Annotated in this window: 23 protein-coding genes and 1 other RNA gene; 20 read left to right on the forward strand and 4 right to left on the reverse strand. The window is 61.4% G+C overall.

All coding sequences use genetic code 11. The annotated features are described in order from the left end of the window. Positions 1-179: 179 nt before the first annotated feature. From ACQKKX_RS03925 to ACQKKX_RS03935, 3 genes are all read right to left on the reverse strand, one after another. The gene (locus ACQKKX_RS03925) at positions 180-1262 is read right to left on the reverse strand and encodes a transglycosylase SLT domain-containing protein (protein ID WP_427569002.1); all 1083 of its coding nucleotides are present in this window, start codon (positions 1260-1262) and stop codon (positions 180-182) included. Between the two features lie 184 nt (positions 1263-1446). Further along, positions 1447-2076 (reverse strand): LysE family translocator, encoded by a 630-nt coding sequence (locus ACQKKX_RS03930; protein WP_427569005.1) that lies wholly within the window; start codon positions 2074-2076, stop codon positions 1447-1449. A gap of 48 nt (positions 2077-2124) precedes the next feature. Continuing rightward, on the reverse strand, positions 2125-3336 hold the full coding sequence (locus tag ACQKKX_RS03935) for a pyrophosphate--fructose-6-phosphate 1-phosphotransferase (RefSeq protein WP_427569007.1): 1212 nt from the start codon (positions 3334-3336) through the stop codon (positions 2125-2127). 308 nt (positions 3337-3644) lie between these two features. On the opposite strand from ACQKKX_RS03935, the gene ACQKKX_RS03940 reads away from it, so the two are divergent. From ACQKKX_RS03940 to ACQKKX_RS04020, 17 genes are all read left to right on the forward strand, one after another. Beyond that, positions 3645-4385 carry a TerB family tellurite resistance protein gene (locus ACQKKX_RS03940; protein ID WP_427569009.1) on the forward strand — a complete coding sequence of 247 codons (741 nt, stop codon included), beginning with the start codon at positions 3645-3647 and terminating at the stop codon, positions 4383-4385. Continuing rightward, on the forward strand, positions 4382-5143 hold the full coding sequence (locus ACQKKX_RS03945) for an N-acetylmuramoyl-L-alanine amidase (protein WP_427569011.1): 762 nt from the start codon (positions 4382-4384) through the stop codon (positions 5141-5143). Before ACQKKX_RS03940 ends, ACQKKX_RS03945 begins: the two co-directional genes overlap by 4 nt. Positions 5144-5233: 90 nt before the next feature. Then, positions 5234-6430 (forward strand): NAD(P)/FAD-dependent oxidoreductase, encoded by a 1197-nt coding sequence (locus tag ACQKKX_RS03950; RefSeq protein WP_427569014.1) that lies wholly within the window; start codon positions 5234-5236, stop codon positions 6428-6430. A 61-nt stretch (positions 6431-6491) separates the two neighbouring features. Further along, positions 6492-6896, forward strand: an RNA gene (gene rnpB / locus ACQKKX_RS03955) — RNase P RNA component class A. 520 nt (positions 6897-7416) lie between these two features. Then, positions 7417-7854: a division/cell wall cluster transcriptional repressor MraZ gene (gene mraZ / locus ACQKKX_RS03960; RefSeq protein ID WP_427569017.1), complete on the forward strand. Its 438-nt coding sequence runs from the start codon at positions 7417-7419 to the stop codon at positions 7852-7854. Between the two features lie 14 nt (positions 7855-7868). Continuing rightward, positions 7869-8894 (forward strand): 16S rRNA (cytosine(1402)-N(4))-methyltransferase RsmH, encoded by a 1026-nt coding sequence (gene rsmH, locus ACQKKX_RS03965; RefSeq protein WP_427569019.1) that lies wholly within the window; start codon positions 7869-7871, stop codon positions 8892-8894. Positions 8895-8896: 2 nt separating this feature from the next. Continuing rightward, entirely contained in the window at positions 8897-9367 is a 471-nt protein-coding gene (ftsL, locus tag ACQKKX_RS03970) for a cell division protein FtsL (protein ID WP_427569021.1), read from the forward strand. Further along, positions 9367-11115: a peptidoglycan D,D-transpeptidase FtsI family protein gene (locus tag ACQKKX_RS03975; RefSeq protein ID WP_427569023.1), complete on the forward strand. Its 1749-nt coding sequence runs from the start codon at positions 9367-9369 to the stop codon at positions 11113-11115. Before ftsL ends, ACQKKX_RS03975 begins: the two co-directional genes overlap by 1 nt. A gap of 66 nt (positions 11116-11181) precedes the next feature. Beyond that, positions 11182-12642, forward strand: coding sequence for a UDP-N-acetylmuramoyl-L-alanyl-D-glutamate--2,6-diaminopimelate ligase (locus ACQKKX_RS03980; RefSeq protein ID WP_427569026.1), 1461 nt, complete (start codon positions 11182-11184; stop codon positions 12640-12642). Further along, entirely contained in the window at positions 12639-14072 is a 1434-nt protein-coding gene (locus ACQKKX_RS03985; protein ID WP_427569027.1) for a UDP-N-acetylmuramoylalanyl-D-glutamyl-2,6-diaminopimelate--D-alanyl-D-alanine ligase, read from the forward strand. The genes ACQKKX_RS03980 and ACQKKX_RS03985 overlap by 4 nt, the downstream gene beginning before the upstream one ends. Positions 14073-14097: 25 nt before the next feature. Then, positions 14098-15198, forward strand: coding sequence for a phospho-N-acetylmuramoyl-pentapeptide-transferase (gene mraY, locus ACQKKX_RS03990; protein ID WP_427569029.1), 1101 nt, complete (start codon positions 14098-14100; stop codon positions 15196-15198). Positions 15199-15205: 7 nt separating this feature from the next. Continuing rightward, on the forward strand, positions 15206-16612 hold the full coding sequence (gene murD / locus ACQKKX_RS03995) for a UDP-N-acetylmuramoyl-L-alanine--D-glutamate ligase (protein ID WP_427569030.1): 1407 nt from the start codon (positions 15206-15208) through the stop codon (positions 16610-16612). A 2-nt stretch (positions 16613-16614) separates the two neighbouring features. Continuing rightward, entirely contained in the window at positions 16615-17769 is a 1155-nt protein-coding gene (gene ftsW, locus ACQKKX_RS04000; protein ID WP_427569031.1) for a putative lipid II flippase FtsW, read from the forward strand. Positions 17770-17778: 9 nt separating this feature from the next. Continuing rightward, on the forward strand, positions 17779-18903 hold the full coding sequence (gene murG, locus ACQKKX_RS04005; RefSeq protein ID WP_427569032.1) for an undecaprenyldiphospho-muramoylpentapeptide beta-N-acetylglucosaminyltransferase: 1125 nt from the start codon (positions 17779-17781) through the stop codon (positions 18901-18903). Beyond that, positions 18900-20315: a UDP-N-acetylmuramate--L-alanine ligase gene (gene murC, locus ACQKKX_RS04010; RefSeq protein WP_427569033.1), complete on the forward strand. Its 1416-nt coding sequence runs from the start codon at positions 18900-18902 to the stop codon at positions 20313-20315. The genes murG and murC overlap by 4 nt, the downstream gene beginning before the upstream one ends. Next, the gene (gene murB / locus ACQKKX_RS04015) at positions 20312-21286 is read left to right on the forward strand and encodes a UDP-N-acetylmuramate dehydrogenase (protein WP_427569035.1); all 975 of its coding nucleotides are present in this window, start codon (positions 20312-20314) and stop codon (positions 21284-21286) included. Before murC ends, murB begins: the two co-directional genes overlap by 4 nt. Positions 21287-21543: 257 nt before the next feature. Further along, the gene (locus ACQKKX_RS04020; protein ID WP_427569037.1) at positions 21544-21669 is read left to right on the forward strand and encodes a hypothetical protein; all 126 of its coding nucleotides are present in this window, start codon (positions 21544-21546) and stop codon (positions 21667-21669) included. Positions 21670-22158: 489 nt separating this feature from the next. Here ACQKKX_RS04020 and ACQKKX_RS04025 read toward each other — a convergent pair whose 3' ends face one another. Further along, complete coding sequence (locus ACQKKX_RS04025; protein ID WP_427569039.1) at positions 22159-23463, reverse strand: MFS transporter; 1305 nt, start codon at positions 23461-23463, stop codon at positions 22159-22161. A gap of 328 nt (positions 23464-23791) precedes the next feature. Between ACQKKX_RS04025 and ACQKKX_RS04030 the strand changes: the two genes are divergently transcribed. Genes ACQKKX_RS04030 through ftsA form a run of 3 tightly spaced genes read left to right on the forward strand, consistent with a single transcriptional unit; the run spans position 23792 to position 26960 of the window. Next, on the forward strand, positions 23792-24718 hold the full coding sequence (locus ACQKKX_RS04030) for a D-alanine--D-alanine ligase (protein WP_427569041.1): 927 nt from the start codon (positions 23792-23794) through the stop codon (positions 24716-24718). Next, a complete protein-coding gene (locus ACQKKX_RS04035; RefSeq protein ID WP_427569043.1) occupies positions 24706-25632 on the forward strand; it encodes a cell division protein FtsQ/DivIB in 927 nt (308 codons plus the stop codon). Before ACQKKX_RS04030 ends, ACQKKX_RS04035 begins: the two co-directional genes overlap by 13 nt. Continuing rightward, positions 25629-26960 carry a cell division protein FtsA gene (ftsA, locus tag ACQKKX_RS04040; RefSeq protein ID WP_427569045.1) on the forward strand — a complete coding sequence of 444 codons (1332 nt, stop codon included), beginning with the start codon at positions 25629-25631 and terminating at the stop codon, positions 26958-26960. The genes ACQKKX_RS04035 and ftsA overlap by 4 nt, the downstream gene beginning before the upstream one ends. Positions 26961-26970 lie beyond the last annotated feature (10 nt).

Below are 26970 nucleotides of genomic sequence, written 5' to 3' on the forward strand. Positions count from 1 at the left end.
AGCTGAGAGGCGTGTTTCGGACGCCAATGGCTTGGCCATATCGCAGCCAGCGGGGCGGTCTCTTTAAGATACCAGGCGAAGAGCGTAGGCGGTGATCGTGCCGTATGGCCGAACCCGGATTCCGGTCGTCGAAGTCGTGGTCGGGCGACGCGGGCAGCGGTTGGGGAGGGGCGCTCGGCCTATTTCAGGACGTGTAGCATGTCCTTGCGCTTGGCGTCGTAGTAATAGCCGCGCGCATAAAGTTTGATGGCGTCGTCATTGCGGTTGCCTGCCACCAGCCAGGCGCCGCGCAGATATTTCACGGCATATTTCAGGTTGGTCTCGGCGTCGAGCAGGCCCTTGGCCGGGCCGTCGTAGCCCATCGACTTCGCGGTCGGATAGGTGATCTGCATCAGACCCCAATAGCCGTTCTTGTGGTAGGCTTTCGGATCATATTTGCTTTCGCGATGCACGACACGGTGCACCAGCGATTCCGGGACACCGTAGAGGCCCGCATAGCGCGTAATGAGCTTGTTGAGTTCCGGCGTGCTGCCATCGGCGGTGTCGGGGATGGGGGCGCCCGGTGCCGGCGGGAAGAAGCCCGCATTCATCATGCCGGAAACCGCGTTGGTGGGGCCTGCATAGGCCAGCATCATGTTAGGCGCGGTCGGCTTGGGGGTTGGTACGACGGTCTGGATAGCAACCATTTCCGGCGTGATCGGCAGTTCGGCGGTCTGTACGGTTTCGTTGGCGACCGGACCACCGGTCATCTGCGGCGACACGATACGGCCCGATTTGGCGGAAAGCGGATGTGCGGACGCGGTCGTCGCGACAAGCCCGGTGGCCGTCTGCGCGGGAACGGGCGCCGTCGCGGCAGCAACCGGACCGGCATTTGTCGAAGGGGCCGGCGCCGATCCGGCAACCGGTGCAGCGCCGGCAATCGCCTGGGCGGCACTTGTTGCGTCAGCCACCGGCGCGATGGCAAGCGCTACGGGCTGTGGCGCCGGTTCGGGGGATGCGAGTGCGGCGGTCTGGATGGCGAGCGCGCTGACGCTGCTTGGCAGTGCGGCAATCTGGATGCGGCCGGTCTTTTCAGGGACCGGTGCATTGGTGCCGGCCATATCGGCCGTCTGGGGTGCGTTGGGGTCGGTCGCAGATGCCGCGACCTGACCGGTCTTCAGGCTCGGCCCGGAGGCCTGATCCATGCTCGAACAACCGGCGAGAACGGAGGATAGTGCAAAAGCCAGAGCCGTCTTGCAGCCGCCAAATCGGTCTATTGCCATTGGGTCGCTCTCGTAAAATCGCTTGTCCAAGCCCGTTGGTGAATCTTAACGGACAGCCAAGTCCATTAACCGATCGGTAGGCTTCGGGCAAGTGGACTGCACCGCTGTACACCAAGTCTCTGTTTAAACGGTATTTTTACCGTTTGTCTCCGGCGCTGCGCTGTCTTCGTTACATGCTGCGTGTTCAGGCGGCAATGCGCCGATAGCCTGCCGTCACCGCACGGCGGGATATGAATCGCGTATGAGGCTTGCGCGAGGCTGGGCGCCCCGATCCGCGCTTCTCCATGCGCCTGAGGCGATGGCCGGCCAGTTCCATGTTGAGGATGCTTCCAAGCACGACGGCTGCGATGAAGGCCAGGTCGAATTCGACCAATTGCCACGGCAGGACAGCCCGCGGATCGAGCGCCTGAGGCAACAGCGCGAGGAAGGCGAGAATGGAGCGGGGCCTGAGCGCGGCCACGCGGAAGACGTAAAGGACGATGCGCAGCGGACGGCGTTCGGGCAGGTTGTCGTTATGGGCAAGGTAACCGCGCGCTGGATGCTGGAGCGTCCACAGGACATGCAGCATGAGATAGACCATGCCGATCCAGGACACGAGTTCGAACAGGTGCGGCAGGGTGCGGGCAAGCGCAACCACAGGCAGGCTCGCTGCCGTCATGGCGGCAACGAGACCGAGGGCGATCGCCGGAACGGTCAGAAGGCCGGTCGCGCGTCCGCGCGCCAAAGTGTATCGAGCGGTCAGATCAGCCAGCGGACCGGGCAGGATGACGAGGAACAACGACGCCGCAAAAACTAGCATTGTATCGCTGGACATTCCCATTCTCCTCCGGCCCGTCTTCTTTCGCGCCGTTGCCGACCGACATCAGGCCTTTTCGACAGTTTGGCCGACTGCCGTCATCACGTCGCCGAACCACGGCGTCGACAAATCAAAATGCTTGCCTCCCTTGATACGCGGGAATTCGATCGTGCGCAATTTGCCATTCTGATCTTCGTCATGTCCGGTGACGCCGGATACGCCGTTCAAGGCGCTTTCGACGGCCAGATCGACCATGCCCTGGATAAGCCGCAGGTCCTCGCCATTGGCCGGCGCCGAACGTGCGAAATAGCCGGATTTCTGGACGAGCGAACGTTCCGCGCCGAGCAGTGCGGCAAACTGTTTCTGGAACCATCCACCGACATTGATCGTGTCGAGCTTCACGTGGCCGAAGGCATCGCGCTTGATGTTTTCGCCCGAGGCTTCGAGTTCCTGGACGATGACATCCATGCAGGCGCCCTCGGATACGAACAGGGTGACGTAACCGTAGCGGTCCATCACCTCCCTCAGCCGAGAAGCTTCCGCGTCGCGGTCGAAGCGCATTTCGGGTAGATAGAGGCCATCGATCTTTTTCAACTGTGCGTCCATCAGCAAGCCCCCGACATAATCGTGGGTCTTCGTCCTTTGCATATAGGCGCGGGCAGTGGCAGCAGTCAGCCAGCCGCAATGGCGGCCCATGACCTCATGGATGATAAGCGTGCGCGGGGCAGCGCTCTGCTCGTTCGAGACGTTGTCGAAAAACTGCGCGCCGACATCCGCCGCGGTCCATGCACCGAGCGACTGGCGGATGGGCACGATATCGTTGTCGACGGTTTTCGGCAGGCCGACGACGGTAAGATCGTAGCCGTTCTGGCCGAGATAGGCGGCAAGGTCGGCCGCCGTCGTATTTGTATCATCGCCGCCGATCGTGTGGAGGATGGTGACGCCGTCCGCGGCCAGCCGTTCGGCCGCCACCTTCAGCGGGTTCTCGCCTTCCTTGACGAGGCCCCGTTTGACGCAGTCCGCCGCATTGGTGAGCTTGACGCGGCTGTTGCCGATCGGTGACCCACCGAAGCGATGCAGGAGGTGCGCCTTTTCGCGCATGTCACCGGTGATCTCGATCGAATCGCCCAGCAGCACGCCCTGATAACCGGATCGATAGGCGATCAGATCAAGCTCAGGCGCGACATCGCTGTAACGTTCGATCAATCCGCCGACCGCCGACGACAGGCAAGGGGCAAGGCCTCCTGCCGTGAGCATCGCTACTTTCCGTCCAGCCATGACTTCTCCTCCCAGCGTCGACCGCTCCTACAGCGCCAGCCTTGATGGTTGCGTCACCCAAGCACAGCTGTAAAGGCAATATTCGAAAATTTGTTGTTTTGCAGCGCCATGCGGCGATCCGATATCCGAAGCGTGCAAGGCATGGCTTCGACCTGCCGTAACGTCAGGCGTTACGCAAAAGACTTGTGGTGGAATGTCGGATCAGGGCGTCTTTCAAAAATGCTCTCGCACGAAAGTGATGATCGGAGCTCTTGTGTGCGGCTTGTCCCAGCCTTGCAAAAATCGATGAAAACTGGTCATGTGGCGCGATGATCATCGATTTTGCCTGCCTCCAAATTTCATCTCTCTGGGAAAAGCTGCTGGGCGCGATCGGCGATGCGGCCGGCGGCGCGCTGTCGCGCGTGGTGGAGGCAATCCGTACCGTTTTCGAAGGAGACCCGGAAACACGGCGTCAGGTGTCGTTTTCCGTCGCCATCATCGCGCTTTCGGCCAAGATGGCCAAGGCCGATGGCAATGTGAACGAAAAGGAAGTGACGGCTTTCCGTCAGATCTTCGATTTTCCGCCGGAAGAAGCCCAGAACGTCGCGCGTCTCTACAATCTGGCGCGTCAGGACGTGGCCGGCTACGAAGCCTATGCCTCGAAGCTTGCCAACCTGTGTGGCACCGGGACGCATAACTGCCCGATGCTGGAAAACGTCGTCGATGGCCTGTTCCATATCGCCAAGGCGGATGGCCTTCTGCATGAGAAGGAACTGTCTTTCCTTGCCCGCATCGCCGAGATCTTCGGGATCGACGAACATCATTTCCGCCGTATCATGGCGCGTCATGTGGAGTTGGAAGGGCGCGACCCCTATCTCGTGCTCGGCGTTTCGCCGGAAGACGATTTTGCCACGATCCGCAAGCGCTATCGCAGTCTGGTGATCGAGCATCATCCCGACAAGCTGCACGCGCGCGGTGTGCCGGCGGCGCTGCATGCGGCCGCAACCGAGCGCATGGCTGCCCTTAACGCCGCCTATTCGGAAATCGAAAAAGAACGCCGCGCAGCATGAGCGCGGTCAAATCCGAGCATATCGGCGCCTCGCTGATGCCGTCGCCCAATCACGGTGAGCGGGCAGGCGGGCGCGAGCCCGACATGATCATCTTGCACTATACCGGCATGAGCGGCGAGGATGAGGCGCTCTCCTGGCTGTGCAATCCGGGCAGCCAGGTATCGAGCCATTATTTCGTTCGCGAAAACGGTACCGTATTCCAGTTGGTGCCAGAGGGCCGGCGTGCCTGGCATGCCGGCAAGAGCGTGTGGGAAGGCGAGGCGGATACCAATTCCCGTTCGATCGGTATCGAGATCGCCAATGCAGGCCACCCCGGCGGACTTCCGCCCTTTCCCGGTGCGCAGGTCGAGGCGGTGATCGATCTCTGTCGCGATATTGCGCGCCGTCGCTCGATCGCGCCGCAGCACATTCTCGGTCATTCCGATGTGGCGCCGATCCGCAAGGTCGATCCGGGCGAAAACTTTCCATGGCGTCGGCTGCACCAGGCCGGGATCGGCCATTGGGTCGCGCCGACGCCGATTTCCGGCGGTCGCTTCTTCCAGCGCGGCGACAGCGGCCAGCCGGTCGAGGCACTGCAATCGATGCTGGCGCTTTACGGTTACGGTATCGAGATCACCGGGCAGTTCTGCGAGCATACGCAGGGCGTCGTGGAAGCATTCCAGCGGCATTTCCGAACCGAACGCGTTGACGGCATTGCCGATATGTCGACCATCGATACCCTGCATCGCCTGCTGGCCTCGCTGCCGCGTTACGCCTGACCGATCATCGTCCGTCTTGCTCTGGAATTGATTCCGCAAACCGCTACAAGTGTCTGGGCATCATCGCTTACGACGGAACGCGAGCAGGATATGAACGGGCATTTCAAATTCATCATCATCGGTTGCGGCATGATGGGCGCGGCTGCCGCACGCCATCTTTCGCTCTGGACGGATGGCGTTGCGGTGATCGGACCGGCGGAGCCTGCCGATACGGCCAGTCACACCGGCGTGTTTGCCAGCCACTATGATGAAGCGCGCATTACCCGCACGATCGATCCGGATGCGACCTGGGCGCGACTCGCCAATCGCTCGATTGCCCGTTACGGGACCATTGCCGCAGAGAGCGGCATCGATTTCTACGCCCCGGTCGGCTGCCTTGTGGTGGGTCCGCAACGCCACGATGACGATCTGAGCTATGTCGGTCGCGTGCAGAAGGCAGCAGCAGCGCTTGCCGTGGCGACGGAGGATATGAACGATTCCGGTCTCGTCGAGGCCTTTCCGTATTTCGCCTTCCCGCGGGGGAGCGATGGCATTTTCGAGCGGATGAATGCCGGGCATATCAATCCGCGCCGGCTGGTGAAGGCGCAGACCCTTCTGGCGGAGCGGCAGGGCGCGACCGTCATCCGCGAGACGGTCACCGCCACGCGCGAGGGGGCCGGTCTCGTCACGATCACGACTGCCGAGGGCAAGACCTACACGGCGGACAAGGTTCTGGTGGCTGCGGGCGGCTTTTCCATCGCCGAAAGATTGCTGGGGGCCCGGCTCGACCTGAAGGTCTACGGCCGTACCGTGTCCTTCTTCGAAATCGACGAGGCGCAGATGGCGGCATTCGCCGGCATGCCGTCGCTGATCTGGCGGTGGACGGATGCGGCGGAGGGGATCTACATGCTGCCGCCGGTGCGCTATCCCGACGGCAGGTTCTATCTCAAGATCGGAGGCGACCCCAACAATGTGGAGCTTCGCAGCGAACCGGAGATCCGGGCATGGTTCCGGTCCGGCGGACGCGAAAGCACCCACCGTCATCTGGCCTCGGTGGTGGCCAAACTCGTGCCCGAAGTGGATCTGTCAAGGAGTTCAATGGCCGCCTGCGTCACCTCTTTCACGCCGACCGGTTACCCCGCCATTTCCATGGTCTCGGACCGCACCGGGGTGCTTACAGGTGGCTGCGGAGCCGCAGCCAAGAGTTCTGACGAAATCGGCAGGCTTGGCGCAGAACTGCTTTTCCATGGCCGGATCGAGGACGACGTCTATGCGCCGGCCAATGGTTTCCCCGCCCATTTCCTATGATTGGCGCCAGCTGGCGTTTTCCCGGTGGCATTTCGGCCCTGTCTCGTCTAAGGAGCGCGGACCAGTTGGCCGGGCAGCCGCGCTTTACCAATGCCGAAAGGCGGTAGGGTGAGGAAAGTCCGGGCTCCACGAAAACGCGGTGCCGGATAACGTCCGGCGGGGGCGACCCCAGGGAAAGTGCCACAGAAAGGATACCGCCCGGTTCAGGCCGGGTAAGGGTGAAAGGGTGGGGTAAGAGCCCACCGCGCTTCTGGTAACAGCGGCGGCATGGTAAACCCCACCGGGAGCAAGACCGAATAGGGATGACGCGGGCTTCGTCGCAAGACGGGCTACAGCCGGTTTTCGGGCCAGTCATCCGGGTGGGTTGCGTGAGGCGTCGTGCAAACGGCGTCCCAGATGAATGGCTGCCACGTGCCGGTTTTTTACCGGCGCCATACAGAACCCGGCTTACAGGCCAACTGGTCTTCACACTCTGAAGGCGGCAGGACCGCCCATGGCGATGCCGGGGCGTATCACTGGCCGGGAAGCGGTTCACGCCCTGGCGTAGAGTTGCGCCATCGCTTATGCGCGCCCAGATTGTTTCCTGCGCTACTGTCGATATCCGCCTTCTTTCTAATCTGACAGGTGAGGCAATAACTTAACCTGTGGAGGCGGGTCATTTCCGCGCATGGGCGCAGGTGATCTGCCGACTTCCCGCGCTAACTGTTTGTTAAACTTAACAGGTTATAAATAAACAATGTCGCGTTCCGGTTTGCCCGGCGCTTCCCATTGACGCCCATATGGTCCCATGTTATCCCAAAACTGCACTGCACAAGGGTCGCGCAAGGCCCCTCAATCAGACAGTTTCGACCAGTTCCGGAAACGGAAAGGCGGATGGGCTTATGGTCATCCGGCTGCTGGGTCGTGGCTTCTGTCCGGGATCGCGCGGTGTGTTTCGGCCGACATGTTTTTCGTTCGGCGGCTTTCGGAAGTGGATGTTTGGCGTAATGAACCGCTTCCTGTCCAATGCGACGAACAGGATCGATGCGAAGGGGCGGGTTTCCGTGCCGGCGCTGTTCCGTTCCGTGTTGGCGCAGCGGGGTGTTCAGGAGCTTTATTGCCTCCAGGACCTCGTCTTCCCGGCGATCAGCGTCGGCGGTCTGGATCTGCTCGAGCGGTACGAGCGGCAGATCGAGGCGGTCGATCCGTTCTCGCCGGAAGCGAACAGGATGTCGCTGCTGGTTCACGGTGGCGGCGTTTTCATGAGGCTCGATGCCGAAGGCCGGCTGATGGTCACGGATTTCATCCGGGACTTCACGGGAATCAGTGCGGACGTGACCTTTGTCGGGCGCTCGGATCATTTTCAGCTTTGGCAGCCGCATGCGTTTCACGAGGCGCAGGCGGCAGCAAGAGAAGGGCGCTCGAGTCTGTCGCGCCCTCAGTAGGACGAGGAAACGGGATGGCGGCGAATCTTGGCGACGGGACACCTGAAGCCGATGGCGGATCGGTTCGCCACATCCCGGTTCTTCTCCGCGAAGTTCTGACATCGCTGCAGCCGAAGGCGGGCGAGATCATTCTCGACGGCACGTTTGGCGCAGGCGGTTATACCTCGGCCATTCTCGATGCTGGCGCCGATGTCATTGCGCTCGACCGCGATCCGACGGCGATTGCGGGTGGTCAGTCTCTGGTCAAGGCAAGCGGCGGTCGTCTTTCGCTCATCCATTCGCAGTTTTCCAGTCTCGATCAGCATGCGCCGGAAGGCGGTCTCGATGGTGTCGTGCTCGATATCGGCGTGTCCTCCATGCAGATCGACGAAGCCGAGCGTGGCTTTTCCTTTCAGCGCAACGGACCCCTCGATATGCGCATGTCGGCTTCCGGCGTTTCCGCAGCGGACGTTGTCAATCGCGCCAAGGTTGGCGACCTCACCCGCATCTTCGGTTTCCTCGGCGAGGAGAACCATGCCGGCCGCATCGCCCGTGCTATCGAAAAGCGCCGTGCACAGGAACCGTTCACGACGACGCGCGATCTGGCCAATCTGATCGAAACCGTCAATCCGCGGCGCGCCAAGGACAAGATCCATCCGGCTACCCGCGTCTTCCAGGCGCTGCGCATCTTCGTCAACGACGAACTGGGCGAGCTGGCGCAGGCGCTGTTTGCCGCCGAACGGTCGCTCAAGCCCGGTGGTCGCCTCGTCGTGGTGACGTTCCATTCGCTGGAAGATCGCATCGTCAAGAAATTCTTCGCTGACCGTTCCGGCAAGGCCGCAGGCTCGCGCCATATGCCGCTGGTCGAAGAGCGGCCGGTCGTGTTCGAGACCATCGGCAAGCCGATGATCGGTGCCACCGAAGAAGAGGCGGAGCTCAACCCGCGCGCCCGTTCCGCAAAGCTGCGTGCGGGCCTGCGTACCACGGCGCCCCACGGTTCCTTCAATATGTCCATTTTCGACCTCCCCGACCTCGCAAGCCTAGCAACGATGGGAGCCTAAGCATGCTCAGAAGCTTTGATATCGTTCTCATCGGCGCCATGACGGCCGCGGCCGTCGTCACCTACACGATCAAGCACCGCGCCGAACTGAAACTGGAAGAGGTGCATCGACTGCAGACGGAAATCCGGCTTGAGCGCGACACGATCGATCTTCTCAAAGCCGACTGGGCGCTGCAAACGCAGCCCAACCGCCTGCAGCATCTTATCGGCACCTACCAGCAGGAACTGCAGCTCGTCTCCACCGAAACCACTCAGCTTTCGCAGCCCAACGAGTTGCCCATGCTCAAATCGCAGCTGCCGCAGCCGGAAACCTCGATCGAGCAGCTGATCGCGGGCGCCGATGACGAAGTGGCCAAGGCGATCCGCGGTGTGGCAGCCGCAAAAGCGTCGCCTCCAGCTTCGCGCATCCCCGTTCCGGTAGCACGCGGGTCAGTACGCGTAGACTCAATTTCAACCGGATCGGTAAACCGCTGATGTCTTTTCTTTCCCGGATCATGGTGCTGAAGAGCAGGGGGCATTTCTCGACTGGTGCCCGTGGCGTCTCGTCACGCAAGGCCGGCGCGAATTTCGAGGGCATCCGCAAACGCAAGGCGCAGCAGGCGCGCAACAGGGTCGGTCTCGTCATCTTCGGGTTTGCCGCGCTCTACTGCGTGATCGGCGCACGCATGGTGTTTTACGCCATGAGCGAACCGCAGACGACGTCGAGTATTCCGCCCGCCGACCGGCTGATGGCATCGCGTCCGGATATCGTTGACCGCAACGGTGCGCTTCTTGCCACCGACATCCGCACCGTTTCGCTGTTTGCCGAACCCCACAAGATCGTCGATGCCGATGAGGTCATCGAAAAGCTGTCGACGGTACTGCATGATCTCGACGTCAAGGGCACCTATACCAAGCTGTCGTCCAAGAGCCGGTTCCAGTGGCTGAAGCGGCAGTTGACGCCGAAACAACAGAGCCAGATTCTGGCGCTTGGCATTCCTGGCATCGGCTTTCGCCCGGAAAAGCGGCGCTTCTATCCGGGCGGTCCGACAGCCGCGCATATCGTCGGTTACGTCAATATCGACAATCGCGGCGTCTCCGGCATGGAACGCTATATCGACAGCCAGGGGCTGGCCGATCTCGCTGCCGTCGGCATGACGTCCAGTCAGCCGCTCGAACCGGTCAAGCTGTCGATCGACGTGCGCGTGCAGTCGATCGTGCGCGATGTGGTCGCAAGTTCCATAGACAAATACAAGTCGATCGGCGGCGGGGCCGTGGTGATCGACGTTCATACCGGTGAGATTCTCGGCATGGCCTCGGCGCCGGATTTCGATCCGAACGATCCGAATGCCAACGGTCCGGAAGGCTGGATGAACCGCATGACGAACAGCACGTTCGAAATGGGCTCCACCTTCAAGTCCTTCACGCTCGCCATGGGCCTCGATTACTCCAAGATTTCGCTGAACGACACGATCGATGCGCGTTTCCCTATCCGCATCGGCGGCTTCACTATCAAGGATTTCCACGGCAAGGGGCGTGTCCTGTCCATTCCGGAAGTCTTCCAGTATTCCTCCAATATCGGCACCGGCAAAGTTGCGGACGCTGTCGGCATCACGGAGCACAAGGCTTTCCTGACGCGTCTTGGTCTGCTCAGCCGCATGCATACGGAGCTGCCGGAAGTGGCAAACCCCAGCCAGCCGCGCGAATGGAAGAAGATCAACTCGATCACGATCTCCTTCGGCCACGGCGTCTCGACTACGCCGCTGCAAACCGCCGTCGCGGGTGCGGCTCTGGTCAACGGCGGCGTCCTTTATCCGCCGACATTCCTGCCGCGCACGCAAGAGCAGGCGGCGGAAGTGGCCAGTCAGGTGATGAAGCCGACCACCAGCCGCGACATGCGCTATCTGTTCGAATGGAACGGTTCGAAGGGTTCGGGCCGTAATGCCCGCGTCGACGGGTTCGATGTCGGCGGCAAGACCGGTACGGCCGACAAGGTCGTCAACGGTCGCTATGCCCACGACAAGAACTTCAACGCCTTCCTGGCAGCCTTCCCGATGAGCAATCCGCGCTACGTCGTTTTGAGCTTTTCCGACGAACCGAAAACCGACAAGGGCAATGGGGCGGCGCTTGCTGCGACCTCCGCTGCACCGATGGTCAAGGAGATCATCGCACGGTCGGCCCCTATTCTCGGTGTACAACCTTCGTTTGGTGAAAATGGCTCCGCCTTGCTCGTGTCCTATTAGGTCATAATGAATGGCACGACGATTCGCGGGCCGGTCTGATCCGGCCCCCGGAAGGAGAGGGCAGAAATGATATTGAGAGAGCTGATCGGCACAGATTTTCCTGAGCTTGCCGAGGCTGTGAACGGTCCCGTTGGGGATGTCGAGATCAAGGCGGTCGCTTCTGACAGCCGTAAGGTTGTTCCCGGCGCGCTGTTCTTCGCCATGGCCGGCAGTAAGGCGGATGGCGCAGGCTTTATCGGAGACGCCGCCGCGCGCGGCGCGGTGGTTGCGATCGCAGCGCATCCGGCCGATGTCGGCATTCCGGTCCTGACCGTCGACAATCCGCGCCGTTTTCTGGCGCTGGCGGCAGCAAAATTCTCTGGTGCGCAACCGGATACCATGGTCGCCGTCACCGGTACGGCTGGCAAGACCTCGGTTGCTTCGTTTACTCGCCAGATCTGGGCATATGCAGGCCACCCGGCTGCGATGATCGGCACGACCGGCGTCGTGTCGCCCACCCGCAACGATTACGGTTCGCTCACCACGCCTGATCCAATCGCGCTGCATGCGCTGCTCGCCGAACTGGCATCGGAAGGCGTGACGCATGCCGCCATGGAAGCCTCCAGCCACGGCCTCGACCAGAGCCGCCTCGATGGCGTTCGACTAGCGGCCGCCGGCTTCACCAATCTCGGCCGCGACCACATGGATTATCACCCGACCGTGGAATCCTACATGGCCGCCAAGATGCGGCTGTTCGATACGCTGATGCCCAAGGGCTCGCCGGCGGTGATCTTCTCCGACGATCCGTGGTCGCAGGAAGCCATTCGCGTTGCCAGCGCCTCCGGGCTCGATGTCCGCACCGTCGGCCGCAAAGGTTCCTACCTGACGCTCAAGCGCGTCGAGCATTTCCGTCACAAGCAGACCGCCGAAATTACCGCCGAGGGCCGTATCTTCGAGGTCGATATTCCGCTCGCCGGTGATTTCCAGATCGCCAATGCGCTGGTTGCCGCAGGTCTCGCCATGTGCACCGGCGTTTCAGCCGAAAAGGCGATGGCCGCGCTCGAAAAACTGGTCGGTGCTTCCGGCCGTCTTGAGCTGGTCGGCCAGACGTTGGACGGCGCGCCGGCCTATGTCGATTACGCCCATAAGCCGGATGCGCTGCAGAACGTGCTCTCTTCCGTGCGTCCCTTCACCACCGGCCGCGTCGTCGTGGTGTTCGGCTGCGGTGGCGATCGTGACAAGGGCAAGCGTCCGATCATGGGGGAAATCGCCACGCGGCTTGCCGATGTGGTGATCGTCACGGACGACAATCCGCGCTCGGAACAGCCTGAAACAATCCGCTCGGAAATCATGGCAGCCGCTCCCGGCGCTATCGAGATCGGTGACCGTGCCAAGGCAATTCGCCACGCCGTTTCCCTGCTGCACGCAGGCGACACGCTGATCGTTGCCGGCAAGGGCCATGAAGAGGGGCAGACCATCGGTTCAACGACCCTGCCGTTTTCCGATCATGTCGAGGTTCGAAAAGCACTGGAGGGCCTGAAGTCGTGAGCGTGCTCTGGACCTGTGATGAAATGACCGCCGTGATGGATGGCCGCCCGGTTGGCGCATTGCCGGCTGGCATTACCGGCATTTCCATCGACAGCCGCTCGATCGGAGAAGGCGAAGCCTTTTTTGCCATCAAGGGTGATCGCGTCGACGGACACGACTATGCCGGCGTCGCGGTTGCCAACGGTGCGGCGCTGATCGTTGTTGCCGAGGGCAAGCTGCCGGCCATGGGCCGCCTGTCGGTGCCGATGATCGTTGTTGAGGACGTACTTGAAGCGCTCGGCAGGCTCGCCGTTGCGGCCCGCAAGCGCAGCCGTGCCCAGATCGTCGCCGTAACTGGTTCGGTCGGCAAGACGACCACGAAGGAAATGCTGCGCCACGCTCTCGCCCCTTCCGGCAAGGTGCATGCCGCCGTCGCCTCCTTCAACAATCACTGGGGCGTGCCGTTGACGCTCGCCCGCATGCCGATCGACACCTATTTCGGCGTGTTCGAAATCGGCATGAACCATCCCGGCGAAATCCGCCCGCTGGTCGCCATGGTGCGCCCGCATGTGGCTGTCGTCACCACCATTGCCGCCGCCCATCTCGGCCACTTCCGCGATCTCGACGAGATTGCGCAGGCCAAGGCCGAGATTTTCGAAGGCGTGTTGCCGGGCGGTGCGGCGCTGATCAATCGCGACATCCCGCAATACGATCTCTTGGACAAGGCGGCGCAGGCCGCCGGCGTGGAAAACGTCCTGACGTTCGGCCAGCATGCGAGAGCCGATTTCCGTCTGGCGGATTTCGAAGGCAATGCCGAGGGCTCGACCATCTGGGCGACGCTGCAGGGCGATACGACAGAAGTCCGCATCGGCGCACCCGGCCGCCACATCGCGGAAAATGCCATGGCGGCGCTTGCTGTGGTGTCGCTGTTCGGTGCCGACATGGGCGCAGCCAAGCAGGCATTGGCCGAGCTGAAGCCCGTGAAGGGGCGCGGCGAACGGCACAGGCTCGGCATCGGCGAAGGCCACCTGACCCTGATTGACGAGAGCTATAACGCCAATCCGGCCTCGATGCGGGCCGCCATAGCGCTTCTGGCCGCACATGAGCCGGAACTTTCGGGCCGCCGGGTCGCAGTGCTTGGCGACATGCTGGAAATGGGCGAGCATTCCACCAAGGTGCATCAAAACGTGGCCGGCGCACTTCTGGCGGCGGGCATCGAACATGTCTGGCTGGCCGGCCGTGAAATGGCCGCATTGCGCGACGCATTACCCGGCAGCGTCGAGGTGGCCTATTTCGAAACGACGCAGGCGCTCGCGGATTACTGCGTACAGTCGGTCGTTCCCGGCGACGTGCTGATGGTCAAATCCTCGCTGGGGCTTGGTTTCCGCAAGATTATCGACGCTCTTATTGACAACTATCCGGCCTTCGCAGACACGGAGCCGCACTCTTGATCCCGGCTTCCGAGAAAGGGCCAACATGCTGATCTGGCTAGTCGAACTGGCGGACCACGTCCAATTTTTCAACCTGTTCCGGTATATCACCTTCCGGACGGGCGCCGCTGCCTTCACCTCCGCCTTCATCGTTTTCATGTTCGGTCCGCGCATCATCGACTCGCTGCGCGTGCGCCAGGGCAGGGGCCAGCCAATCCGCGCCGACGGCCCTCAGACCCATTTCAAGAAGGCCGGCACACCCACGATGGGCGGGCTGATGATCCTTGCCGGCATTCTGGGTGGCTCGCTGCTGTGGGCCGATCTGTCCAATATCTACGTGGTCTCGACCCTGCTGGTGACCCTTGGTTTTGGCGCCATCGGCTTTTACGACGATTACCTCAAGGTCACGAAACAGTCGGATAAGGGCTTTTCCGGCAAGGCGCGTCTGGGCATCGAGTTCCTGATCGCTGGCATCGCTACTTTCTTCATGATGCGCATGGCGCTCGCCACCGGTCAGAACGGATCGACGCTCGGCTCGTCAATCGCCTTTCCCTTCGTCAAGGATTTCGTCATCAATCTCGGCATCTTCTTCGTGCTGTTCGGTGGTTTCGTCATCGTTGCGGCCGGCAATGCCGTCAACCTGACGGACGGGCTCGATGGTCTTGCCATCGTGCCGGTGATGATTGCGGCAGCTTCCTTCGGCATCATTTCCTATGTCGCCGGCAACGCCGTCTTTTCCAATTACCTGCAGATCAATTTCGTGCCCGGCACGGGTGAGCTTGCCGTTATTCTGGGCGCGGTCATCGGGGCCGGTCTTGGGTTCCTGTGGTTCAACGCGCCGCCCGCCGCCATTTTCATGGGCGACACCGGCTCGCTCGCGCTTGGAGGTCTGATCGGTTCGGTCGCGGTTGCCACCAAGCACGAGATCGTCATGGCCATCATCGGCGGCCTGTTCGTCATGGAAACCCTGTCTGTCATCATCCAGGTCGGTTTCTTCAAATTGACGGGCAAGCGCGTCTTCCTGATGGCGCCGATCCACCACCATTTCGAAAAGCTCGGCTGGACAGAAAGCCAGGTGGTGATCCGCTTCTGGATCATCGCCGTCGGCCTTGCCCTTCTCGGCCTTTCCACCCTCAAGCTGCGCTGATTACTCCATGATCCCGGTCTCCACGTTTTCTGGCAAACAAGTCGCTCTCTTCGGCCTCGGGGGCTCGGGGCTGGCGACGGCAAAGGCGCTGGTGGCCGGTGGCGCTCTCGTCACCGCATGGGACGACAATCCCGACAGCGTCGCCAGGGCGGCCGACGAAGGCGTAACGACGGCAGATCTACGGGAGCTGGACTGGCCTTCGCTTTCCGCGCTTGTGCTGTCGCCCGGCGTGCCGCTCACCCACCCGAAACCGCACTGGACGGTCGATCTGGCCCGTGCAGCCGGTGTCGAGGTAATCGGCGATGTCGAACTTTTCGTGCGCGAACGCCGCGCGCGTGCGCCGGATTGCCCTCTGATCGCCATTACCGGCACCAACGGCAAGTCGACGACGACGGCGCTGATCGCGCATATCCTCAAATCCAGCGGCCGTGATACCCAACTCGGCGGCAATATAGGCACTGCCATTCTGACGCTCGATCCGCCCAAAGCCGAGCGTTTTTATGTGGTAGAGTGCTCGTCCTACCAGATCGACCTGGCACCGACGTTGAACCCATCCGCCGGCATTCTTCTCAACCTGACGCCTGACCATCTCGACCGCCACGGCACGATGCAGCATTACGCCGATATCAAGGAACGCCTGGTTGCCGGTTCTAATACGGCCGTCATCGGCGTCGACGACAGCTTTTGTGCCCTGATCGCAGACCGCGTCGAACGCACCGGCGTGAAGGTCGAGCGCATCTCCAAGCGCAATCCGGTCGCAGAAGGGCTTTATGCCGAAGGCAGCCGTATTCTCGGCGCGCACAGCGGCAAGATCTCTGAGCTGGCAGATCTCGCCGGCATCGATACGCTGAAAGGTGCCCATAACGCCCAGAACGCCGCGGCGGCGATTGCCGCCTGCCTTGCGGTCGGCGTTTCCATCGAAGAGATTCGTCTGGGTCTCAAAAGTTTCCCCGGCCTGAAACACCGCATGCAGCCTGTCGGCCGTCGTGGTCAGGCCGTGTTCGTCAACGATAGCAAGGCGACCAATGCCGAAGCCGCAGCGCCTGCGCTGTCGAGTTATGACCGTATCTACTGGATCGCCGGTGGCTTGCCTAAGGAAGGTGGCATCACAAGCCTCGCTCCACTCTTCCCGCGTATCGTCAAAGCCTATCTGATCGGAGAGGCGGCGCCGCAATTTGCCGCGACGCTGGGCGATGCCGTGACGTTCGAGATTTCCGGCACGCTTGCCCAGGCTGTTGCGCATGCGGCGGCCGATGCTGCCGAAGACGGCGAGGCGTCTGCCGTGATGCTGTCGCCGGCTTGCGCCAGCTTCGATCAGTTCAAGAATTTCGAGGTCCGCGGTGATGCTTTCGTTACCGAGGTCGCAGGTCTTGACGGTGTGACGATGCTGGTCGAGCCCAACAAGGAGATGTGACGATGGTAAGCCGCGTAGACCGTGGGCCACTGGCAGAGTGGTTCTGGACGATCGACCGCTTCTTTCTGGCGGCTTTCATTCTCCTGATGGGGATCGGCTTCATGCTGTCCTTTGCCGCATCTCCCGCAGTGGCAGAACGTCTCGGCCTCGACAGCTTTCACTTCGTCGAACGGCACGCGATGTTCCTTGTGCCCTCGATCATGGTCATGGTGGGCTTGTCGCTGTTTTCGCCGCGCCAGATCCGCCGGACTGCGATCATCCTGCTGGCCGTGGCGCTGGGCATGATGGTGCTGGCGCTATTTTTCGGCGTCGAGGTCAAGGGAGCACGGCGCTGGGTCAACTTTGGCAGCCTGTCGATCCAGCCCTCCGAATTCATGAAACCCGCCTTCGTCGTCGTCTGTGCCTGGCTGTTTGCCGAGCACGCACGCCAGCCCGAAATTCCTGGCAACCTCTTCGCCATCATCCTGTTCGGCATCGTCGGTGCGCTTCTCGTCGCGCAGCCCGATATTGGACAGACCATCCTGACCAGCGCTGTCTGGGGCGGCATGTTCTTCATGGCCGGCATGCCGTGGCTGTGGATCGTCCTGCTCGGTGGTCTCGGTGTGGGTGGCGTCATGACCGCCTATTACATGCTGCCGCACGTAGCCGGTCGTATCGACCGCTTCTGGACCGGTGAGGGGGACACCTTCCAGGTCGACACCGCCCGCGACGCCATCATCAACGGCAACTGGTTCGGCCTTGGACCTGGCGAGGGCATCTACAAGCGTATCATCCCCGACAGCCATACCGACTTCATCTTTTCCGTCGCGGCGGAAGAATTCGGCATCCTGTTCTGCATGGTTCTGGTCGCGATCTTTGCCTTCATCGTTCTGCGGGGCCTTGGTCACGCTTTTCGTGAGCGTAATGATTTCAACCGTTTTGCTGTTGCGGGTCTCGTGCTGCAACTCGGTGTGCAGTCGATGATCAATATCAGCGTCAATCTCGAACTCATCCCGGCCAAGGGCATGACCTTGCCGCTGATTTCCTATGGTGGTTCCTCGATGATCGCGGTTGCCGTCACCGCCGGCTTCATTCTGGCACTGACGCGCCACCGCCCGGAAAAGCGTGCACAGGAACGCAGCCTGTTCCGCGTGACATCTGCGGTGCCGGCGGAGTAAAAGGGTTTCATGACTAAAGGCATCATTCTGCTTGCCGCCGGGGGAACCGGCGGCCATCTGTTTCCGGCCGAAGCACTGGCTCATGAGTTGAAGGCGCGCGGTTATTCCGTGCATCTGGTGACCGACAGCCGTGCCGAGCGTTTTGCCGGCAAATTTCCGGCCGACGAAATCCATGTCGTGCCATCCGCGACGATCGGCTCGAAGAACCCGGTTGCCGTGGCGAAATCGCTGTTCAAGCTGTGGACCGGGCTGCGCGCTGCTCGCAAGTTGATCGGGCGGATCAAGCCGCTCGCTGTGGTCGGTTTCGGTGGTTACCCGACCGTTCCGCCCCTTCTGGCCGCGACCGGGCTCGGCGTACCCTCGATGATCCATGAGCAGAACGCTGTGATGGGCCGCGCCAACAAGGCGCTTGCCAAGCGGGTCAAGGTGATTGCCGGCGGCTTTCTGCCGGAAGGCGCCGGTGCTTACGCCGACAAGACGGTGACGACCGGCAATCCGGTGCGTCCTGCCGTGCTTGCCGCTGCCAACACGCCTTATCAGCCAAGCCTCGAGGGCCAGCCGTTCAACCTCGTCGTTTTCGGCGGCAGCCAGGGCGCGCAGTTCTTTTCGCGCGCCATTCCGACGGCGTTGAGCCTTCTTGACGAGAGCGAGCGCAATCGTATCGTGCTGACCCAGCAGGCACGTCCGGAAGATCAGGATCAGGTCGGCTCCTGCTTTGCCAAGCTGAAGATGTCGCCGGATGTTTCGGCCTTCTTCCCCGATATGGCAGAGCGTCTTGCGTCCGCCCATCTCGTCATCTGCCGCTCCGGCGCCTCTACCGTTTCGGAAGTGTCGGTCATTGGCCGCCCATCCATTCTTGTCCCTTATCCTTACGCGCTCGATCACGATCAGGCCGCCAATGCCGCGGCCCTCGTTGCAACCGGTGGTGCCGAAGTCGTGTCGCAAGCGGAGCTTTCGCCGGAGCGTCTGGCGGAGAAGCTGAAAGCGGCGCTTCACGAGCCTGAGCGTCTGGCAAAAATGGCGGAAGCCGCCAGGCAGGCCGGCCGTCCGCATGCGACGACCTTGCTTGCAGACATGGTTGTCGCTATTGCCGGGGCGCAAGGGATCGCGCAGTTCAAAGGAGTTCGGGCATGAAGATGCCGCAGGCCATCGGCCTCGTCCATTTCATCGGTATCGGCGGCATCGGCATGAGCGGCATTGCCGAAGTGCTGCATAACCTTGGCCATAAGGTTCAGGGCTCCGACCAGTCCGACAGCGCCAATGTGCAGCGCCTGCGCGACAAGGGCATCCCGGTTTTCGTTGGTCATCAGGCGGAAAATCTCGGTGATGCCGAAGTCGTGGTCGTGTCCACCGCCATCAAGAAATCCAATCCGGAACTGATCGCCGCGCGTGAAAAATCACTGCCGGTGGTGCGCCGCGCCGAAATGCTGGCCGAGCTGATGCGTTTCCGCAATGCCATCGCGATCGGCGGCACGCATGGCAAGACCACGACCACGTCAATGGTCGCAACGCTGCTCGAAGCCGGCAATCTCGATCCGACCGTCATCAATGGCGGCATCATCAATGCCTACGGTACCAATGCCCGCATGGGCGAGGGCGAGTGGATGGTGGTGGAGGCCGACGAGTCCGACGGGACCTTCCTCAAACTGCCGGCCGACGTTGCAGTCGTCACCAATATCGACCCGGAACATCTAGACCATTACGGCAATTTCGACGCCGTGCGCGCCGCTTTCCGCCAGTTCGTGGAAAATGTGCCCTTCTATGGTTTTGGCGTGATGTGCATCGACCACCCGGAAGTGCAGGCGCTGGTTGGCAAGATCGAGGACCGCAAGGTCGTCACCTATGGTGAAAACCCGCAGGCCGATGCCCGCTTCTCGAATGTGCGCATGGAAGGCACCAAGGCGATCTTCGACGTTGAAATCCGCCGTCGCCGCACCGGCCGCGTCTTCTCCTTCAAGGACCTGACGCTGCCCATGCCGGGCCGCCACAATATTTCCAATGCCACGGCTGCAATCGCGGTCGCCAACCGTCTTGGTATTTCCGAAGAAGACATCCGCAAGGGGCTTGCCGCTTTCGGTGGGGTAAAACGCCGCTTCACGCTGACCGGCACCTGGAACGACGTGTCGATCTTCGACGATTACGGTCACCATCCGGTCGAGATCAAGGCCGTGCTCAAGGCTGCGCGCGAAAGCTGCACGGGGCGTGTCATCGCCGTCCACCAGCCGCATCGTTACACGCGCCTTCACAGCCTGTTCGAAGATTTCGTGACCTGCTTCAACGATGCCGACAGCATCATTCTGGCGCCCGTCTATGCGGCGGGCGAGGACCCGATCGAAGGCACCGATTCCGAGACGCTCGCATCGCGCATCCGCGCCGGTGGGCACCGCGATGCACGCTTCATGGCCTCGCCGGAAGCGCTCGCCGGCATCGTCGCCACCATTGCCAAGCCGGGCGATTTCGTGGTTCTTTTGGGTGCGGGTAACATCACGCACTGGGCAGCATCGCTGCCAAAGGAATTGCAGGGCATTTCGGGGCATACGCAATGAAGCAGGTGAATGGGGAACGGTTGCTGGCTTCGCTCGGTGAGGGCGTCAAGGACATCCGCGGACGGCTGACGCCCGATGCGCCGATGGACAAGGTCACCTGGTTTCAGGCCGGTGGCCTGGCCGAGCTGATGTTCCAGCCGCATGATGTCGATGATCTCGTCACCTTCCTGAAACTTCTGCCGGAAGACGTGCCGTTGACGGTTGTCGGCGTTGGCTCCAACCTGCTGGTGCGCGATGGTGGCATTGCCGGTGTCGTTTTGCGCCTCTCGGCCAAGGGTTTTGGCCAGGTCGAACTGGCGGGTGAAAATCGCATCAAGGCCGGCGCCATCTGCCCGGACAAGCATGTCGCCGCCATGGCCATGGACAACGGCATCGGCGGTTTCGCCTTCTATTACGGCATTCCCGGCTCGATTGGCGGCGCGCTGCGCATGAATGCCGGCGCCAATGGCACCGAAACCAAGGATCGCGTTGTCGAAGTCCATGCAGTTGACCGTCAGGGCAACAAGCACGTGCTCTCCAATGCCGACATGGGTTACAGCTATCGCCATTCCTCGGCTCCCGCCGGCCTGATCTTCACCCATGCCGTGTTCGAAGGGTATCCGGACGACCGCGCAAAGATCCGCGCCGAAATGGACGCCGTGCGCCAGCACCGTGAAACCGTGCAGCCGGTCAAGGAAAAGACCGGTGGTTCGACCTTCAAGAACCCCGAAGGCCATTCGGCGTGGAAGGTGATCGACGAAGCCGGTTGCCGTGGCCTGATGAACGGTGGCGCCCAGATGTCCGCGCTGCATTGCAATTTCATGATCAATATCGGCCATGCCTCCGGTTACGATCTCGAATATCTTGGCGAGATGGTGCGCCAGCGCGTGTTCGAAGAGCATGGCATCAAGCTGGAATGGGAAATCAAGCGCCTCGGCGTCTTCATGCCCGGCCGTGAGGTGCGTCCCTTTCAGGGCCTGACGACGGAGTGATGATCGGCTCTGCTGGTCCGTTTGTGAGGCGTTGATGACGCTGGTACACAATGAACGGACCAAGCTGCTCGCCAATTCATTGGACCGGCTTTCCACGGCTTGCGTCGCGGCCGGTTTCATTGCCCGGCAGTGTCGCTCTCAAGCGGCGCGATGTCGTTCAGCATTTCGCTTTCGACCGCGGTTTCCACCGTGGCTTGGCTTTTGGGGGCTTTGATACTACATTTGAGTGCAAGACGCGCTCTTGGAGGGCTGATATCATGAATGCCCCGACATTTTTCTTCCTCTACATATTGCCGTTCGTGATCGCGGGCGCAGGCTGGATTGCGGTGCTCCTGAACGAGCGTTGCGCACGCCGCAAGGTGCGGGTTCACGCCGACAAGTAGCGCCATCGGTCGGCGGGGTGATCGATGTCCGATGCCGGTTATGATGAAAAGTAAGAGCGGCGACGCGTTCTTGTTCGGAACGAACGGTTGAAGCTGGCAGCCGCCAATCTTGATCGCTTATCGACCGCTTACGCTGTTGCGGGTTTCGTTGCTTTGATAACATCGTTCTCTGCAGCGGTAGCCTGGAAAGTCTCACGCTAAGAATCGGCATATCAACGATGGTTTGGCTTTTGGCGGCCTTGATACGACATTGGATAGCGAGACAACTTTTAGGAAGGCTTGGAATATGACCTTCACAATGGCTTTCTACCTTTACATCCTTCCCGCTGTGCCAGCGGTCATAGGCCTTGCGTGGATCATCTTCGATAAGCGGCAGGAGCGCCGAAAAAGCCGGGCGCACTTTGGCGAATAGCGATCCTCATTGAATACGAAAAAGCCCGCGAAACCATCGGTCTCGCGGGCTTTTTCGTCAGTTCATCCAGTCGAGGATCAGACTTCGTCCTTGCCCGACAGGAAGATGCAGGCGAGCGTGATCAGGGCGGCTACGAAGAGGTAGTAGCCGACATAGGTCATGCCGTAATTCGCCTGAAGATAGGTGGCAATATAGGGTGCCAGCGAGGCGCCGAAAATGCCGGCGAAGTTGAAGGTGATCGACGAGCCGGTGTAACGCACCGAGGTCGGGAACGGAGCGGCAAGTGCCGTGCCGATCAGGCCGTAGGTCATGCCCATCAGCACCATGGCGAGAACCACGAACAGGAAGATCATGCCTTCGCCGTTGGTCATCAGGTAAGGCAGGAAGAACGAGAACGCGGCGATCAGTGCGGTCGTGACGATCAGCATCTCGCGGCGGCCGTATTTTTCCGCCAGCTTGCCGATCACGACGATGAAGATGCCGAATACGACCGAGCCGAGAAGCTGCACTTCCAGCGCATCGAGGAACGGCATCTTCAGGACCTTAACGTTGTAGGACAGAAGATAGGCCGAGCCGATGTAGAAGAGCACGAAGGTGGCGAGCGCCACGAAGGTGCCGAGCACGAGGCTGCGCTTATGCTTGCGGAACAGTTCGGCGACCGGAACCTCGACGCGCTCGTGCTTGTCGATGGCCTTCTGGAAAGCCGGGGTTTCGGTAATCGACAGACGCACCCACAGGCCGATGGCGATCAGCGCGATCGAGGCGATGAACGGCACACGCCAGCCCCAGGACAGAAGCGTTTCCTGCGACATGAAATGCAGGAGTATCCAGAACACGCCCGACGACAGGAACAGACCGAGCGGTGCGCCCAGCTGCGGGAACATGCCGTACCAGCTCTTCTTGCCCGGAGGTGCGTTTTCGGTGGCCAGCAGAACCGCGCCGCCCCATTCTCCACCGAGGCCGAAACCCTGGCCGAAACGGCAAAGCGCCAAAAGCAGCGGTGCGAGAACGCCGATCTGCTCATAGGTCGGCAGAAGGCCGATCACCACCGTGGAAATGCCCATGGTAAGGAGCGCGGCCACGAGCGTCGTCTTGCGGCCGATGCGGTCGCCGTAATGGCCGAACACGATGGCGCCGAGCGGACGGGCGAAAAAGGCGATCGAGAAGGTCGCGAACGAGGCGAGGAGCGCGCTCGTCGGGTCCGAGCCCGGGAAGAACAGTGCCGGGAAAACCAGAACGGCAGCCGTTGCATAAACATAGAAATCGAAGAATTCGATCGTCGTGCCGACCACGCTGGCCGTCAGGACTTGTGCAGCAGAGTTCTTTGCAACAGGTTCCAGCGGCTCAGCGGCCGACGACACGGGGGTATCCATCTGTGTCATCTGTATATCCGTGAGTGATGTATGCCCTACTTGTTAAGAAGGGGCGCAGCGGCCATAACGCAATTTTACTTCCGATAAAATGCCTTTGCGGCAATAAAGCGCAAAAAATTGCTGAAAAGACGAAAGCTACCATGCGTGCCGGCGGAATAGGGATGGCTGCCTTCTCCTTGCCATTAACGCGTTTCAATGGCCTTGGTTAACGAAAGTAAACGTTTTGTTAACCCTAATGGCGCTTAACTGACGGCGTCGAGAGCTGTTGGAATCACCTGTCGAAAGTTTCGCACAAGCGTGATCCCGCAACCTAAGGTGATTTTTTCGGGAGTGGTTTATGAGTGGCAAGCATGTGGCTGTTCTGATGGGAGGTTTCTCCTCCGAGCGGCCTGTCAGCCTGTCTTCCGGCAATGCCTGTGCCGATGCCCTTGAGGGCGAGGGCTACAGGGTCACGCGCGTCGATGTCGAACGTGACGTTGCGGCCGTGCTGGCGAACCTGCGTCCCGATGTCTGCTTTAACGCATTGCATGGTCCCTACGGTGAAGACGGCACCATTCAGGGTATTCTCGAATACCTGGAAATTCCCTATACGCATTCGGGCGTGCTCGCGTCGGCCCTGTCGATGGACAAGCAGCAGGCCAAGCATGTCGCCAAGGCTGCCGGCATTCCGGTCGCCGAGGCCAGGGTGCTGGATCGCCACCATTTCGGCAACGCGCATCCCATCAAGCCGCCTTATGTCGTGAAGCCGGTACGCGAAGGGTCGTCCTTCGGTGTCGTCATCGTCAAGGAAAACCAGGCACATCCGCCGCAGGTCATCGGTTCGTCCGAATGGCGTTACGGTGATGAGGTGATGGTGGAACGCTATGTCTATGGCCGTGAATTGACCTGTGGTGTCATGGGCAATGTCGCGCTTGGCGTGACCGAGGTGGTCCCCAACGGCGACACCTTCTACGACTATGATGCCAAATACGCTGCCGGCGGCTCGACCCATGTCATTCCGGCACGAATTTCACCGAATATTTACCAAAAGATTCAATCATTGGCTCTCAAGGCGCATCAGGCGATGGGTTGCCGTGGGGTGAGTCGGTCGGACTTTCGTTACGACGATCGCTTCTCCGAAAACGGCGAGGTCATCTGGCTGGAAATCAACACACAGCCGGGCATGACCCCGACCTCGCTGGTGCCCGAAATGGCCGCGCATGCCGGCCACTCCTTTGGTGAACTCGTCCGTTGGATGGTGGAGGACGCGTCTTGTTCGCGATGAACGGCAAAAGGGCGGGCGAACCGCGCCATCCTTTGGAGGACGGCCCCGTTGCGGACGATCGCCGGGTGCTGCCGCGCCCGCTGCGCCGTGTCGTGCGTTTTTGCGTCAGTCTGGCGACTGGTCGCATCGATATTCCGCGCCATACGGGAACGATAGCGACATTCGGCTTTTTTGCTGCCGTCGGTCTCTATGGCATGTCGATCGGCGGGCACACTCAGACGGTTGCCCAGGCCACCACGGCCGCTGCCGGCTTCGCCATCGAGGATGTCCGCGTGTCCGGCAACAGCCAGACATCGGAAATCGACATCCTGCAACTGCTTGGTCTCGACGGCACGACGTCTTTGGTCGCGCTCGATATCGAATCGGCACGCCGCCAGCTCTCGCAGCTTCCCTGGGTTGCCTATGCCGAGGTCCGCAAAGTCTATCCGCGCACGATCGAGGTTATGCTCAAGGAGCGCGAAGCGTTCGGCATCTGGCAGCATGGCAGCGAACTGTCGCTGATCGAGAAGAGCGGCGCCATCATCGCGCCCCTGCGCGACAATAAGTTTGCCTCCCTGCCGCTCTTCGTCGGACGCGATGCCGAAAAGGCCGCGGCCGGCTTCGAAGAGGAAATGGCCGAGTGGCCGGAGCTGAAGCTGCGTGTGCGCGCCTTCGTGCGCATCGCCAGCCGCCGCTGGGACCTGCATCTCGACAACGGCATCGTCGTCAAGTTGCCGGAAGACAATGTCGGCGCGGCCCTCAAGCGCCTCGCCAAGTTTGAAACCAACCAGCAGATGCTGGAGCGCGACATTGCTGCCGTCGATCTTCGTCTGCGCGATCGCACCACCGTCCAGCTGACGGCCGATGCCGCCGAACGCCGCCAGCAGGCGGTTGCGGCACGGGCCAAGGCATTGAAGAAAGCAGGGGAAACGTGAGCCTGTTCGGATCTTCCAATCTCGGTCTGCCGCGCCTGAAGCCACTGTCTTCCAAGCGCAGCCATGTTGTTTCGGTTCTTGATATCGGATCGAGCAAGGTCGTGTGCATGATCGGGCGGCTGACGCCTCGGCAGGAAAGTGAAGTTCTGCCTGGCCGTACCCATCATGTCGAAATCATCGGCATCGGCCACCAGCGCTCGCGTGGCGTCAAATCCGGCGTAATTGCCGATCTCGACGCCGCTGAAAGCGTTGTGCGTCTGGCCGTGGATGCCGCCGAGCGTATGGCCGGCCTCACCATCGACAGCCTGATCGTCAACGTTTCGGCCGGCCGTCTGGCCAGCGACGTCTATACGGCCACCATTGACCTCGGCGGTCAGGAGGTTGCCTCCGGCGATCTGCGCAAGGTCATGATCAATGCCAGCCAGCTGTCGCAGCGCCAGGATCGCGTCATCCTGCACTCGCTACCGACCGGTTATTCGCTCGACGGCGAACGCGGCATCCGCGATCCGCTGTCCATGTATGGAGATACGCTTGGCGTCGACATGCATGTCGTGACGGCCGAGCGCGCCGCGATCCGCAATCTCGAGCTTTGCGTCAATCGCGCGCATCTGTCGGTCGAGGGCATTGTCGCCACGCCCTATGCCAGCGGCCTTGCGGCCCTCGTCGACGACGAGGTCGAACTGGGCTGCGCGGCCATCGACATGGGCGGCGGCACGACCACGATCTCGGTCTTTTGTGAAGGCAAGCTGGTGCATACCGATGCCATCGGTCTCGGCGGCCATCACATCACCACCGACCTTGCCCGCGGTTTGTCCACCCGAATCGAGGATGCCGAGCGGATGAAGGTCGTACACGGCTCGGCCATCTCCACCGGCGCCGACGAGCGCGACCTGATTTCGGTTGCGCCGATCGGTGAGGACGACCGTGACCAGCCGACCCAGATCCCCAAGGCTCTGGTCACCCGCATCGTTCGCGCGCGGCTCGAAGAGACGCTGGAAATGATCCGCGACCGTATCCAGAAATCGGGTTTCAGCCCGATCGTCGGCAAGCGCGTGGTTCTGACCGGAGGCGCCAGCCAACTGACCGGCCTGTCGGAGACGGCACGTCGGATCCTTGCCCGAAACGTCCGAATCGGGCGTCCTATGGGCTTGTCGGGCCTTCCGACCGCAGCAAAGGGACCGGCCTTCTCCACGGCGGCCGGACTGATGATCTACCCGCAGGTCGCCGCTCTGGAGACGCATGCGACAAACGGTGGCTTCGCGTCGGCCCTGGTCAGCGGCGATGGCCGGCTGGCGCGAATGGGGCAATGGTTGAAGGAAAGTTTCTGACACACCGGTT

The sequence above is a fragment of the Neorhizobium sp. NPDC001467 genome (genome assembly GCF_050275975.1).
Classification (GTDB): Bacteria; Pseudomonadota; Alphaproteobacteria; order Rhizobiales; family Rhizobiaceae; genus Neorhizobium.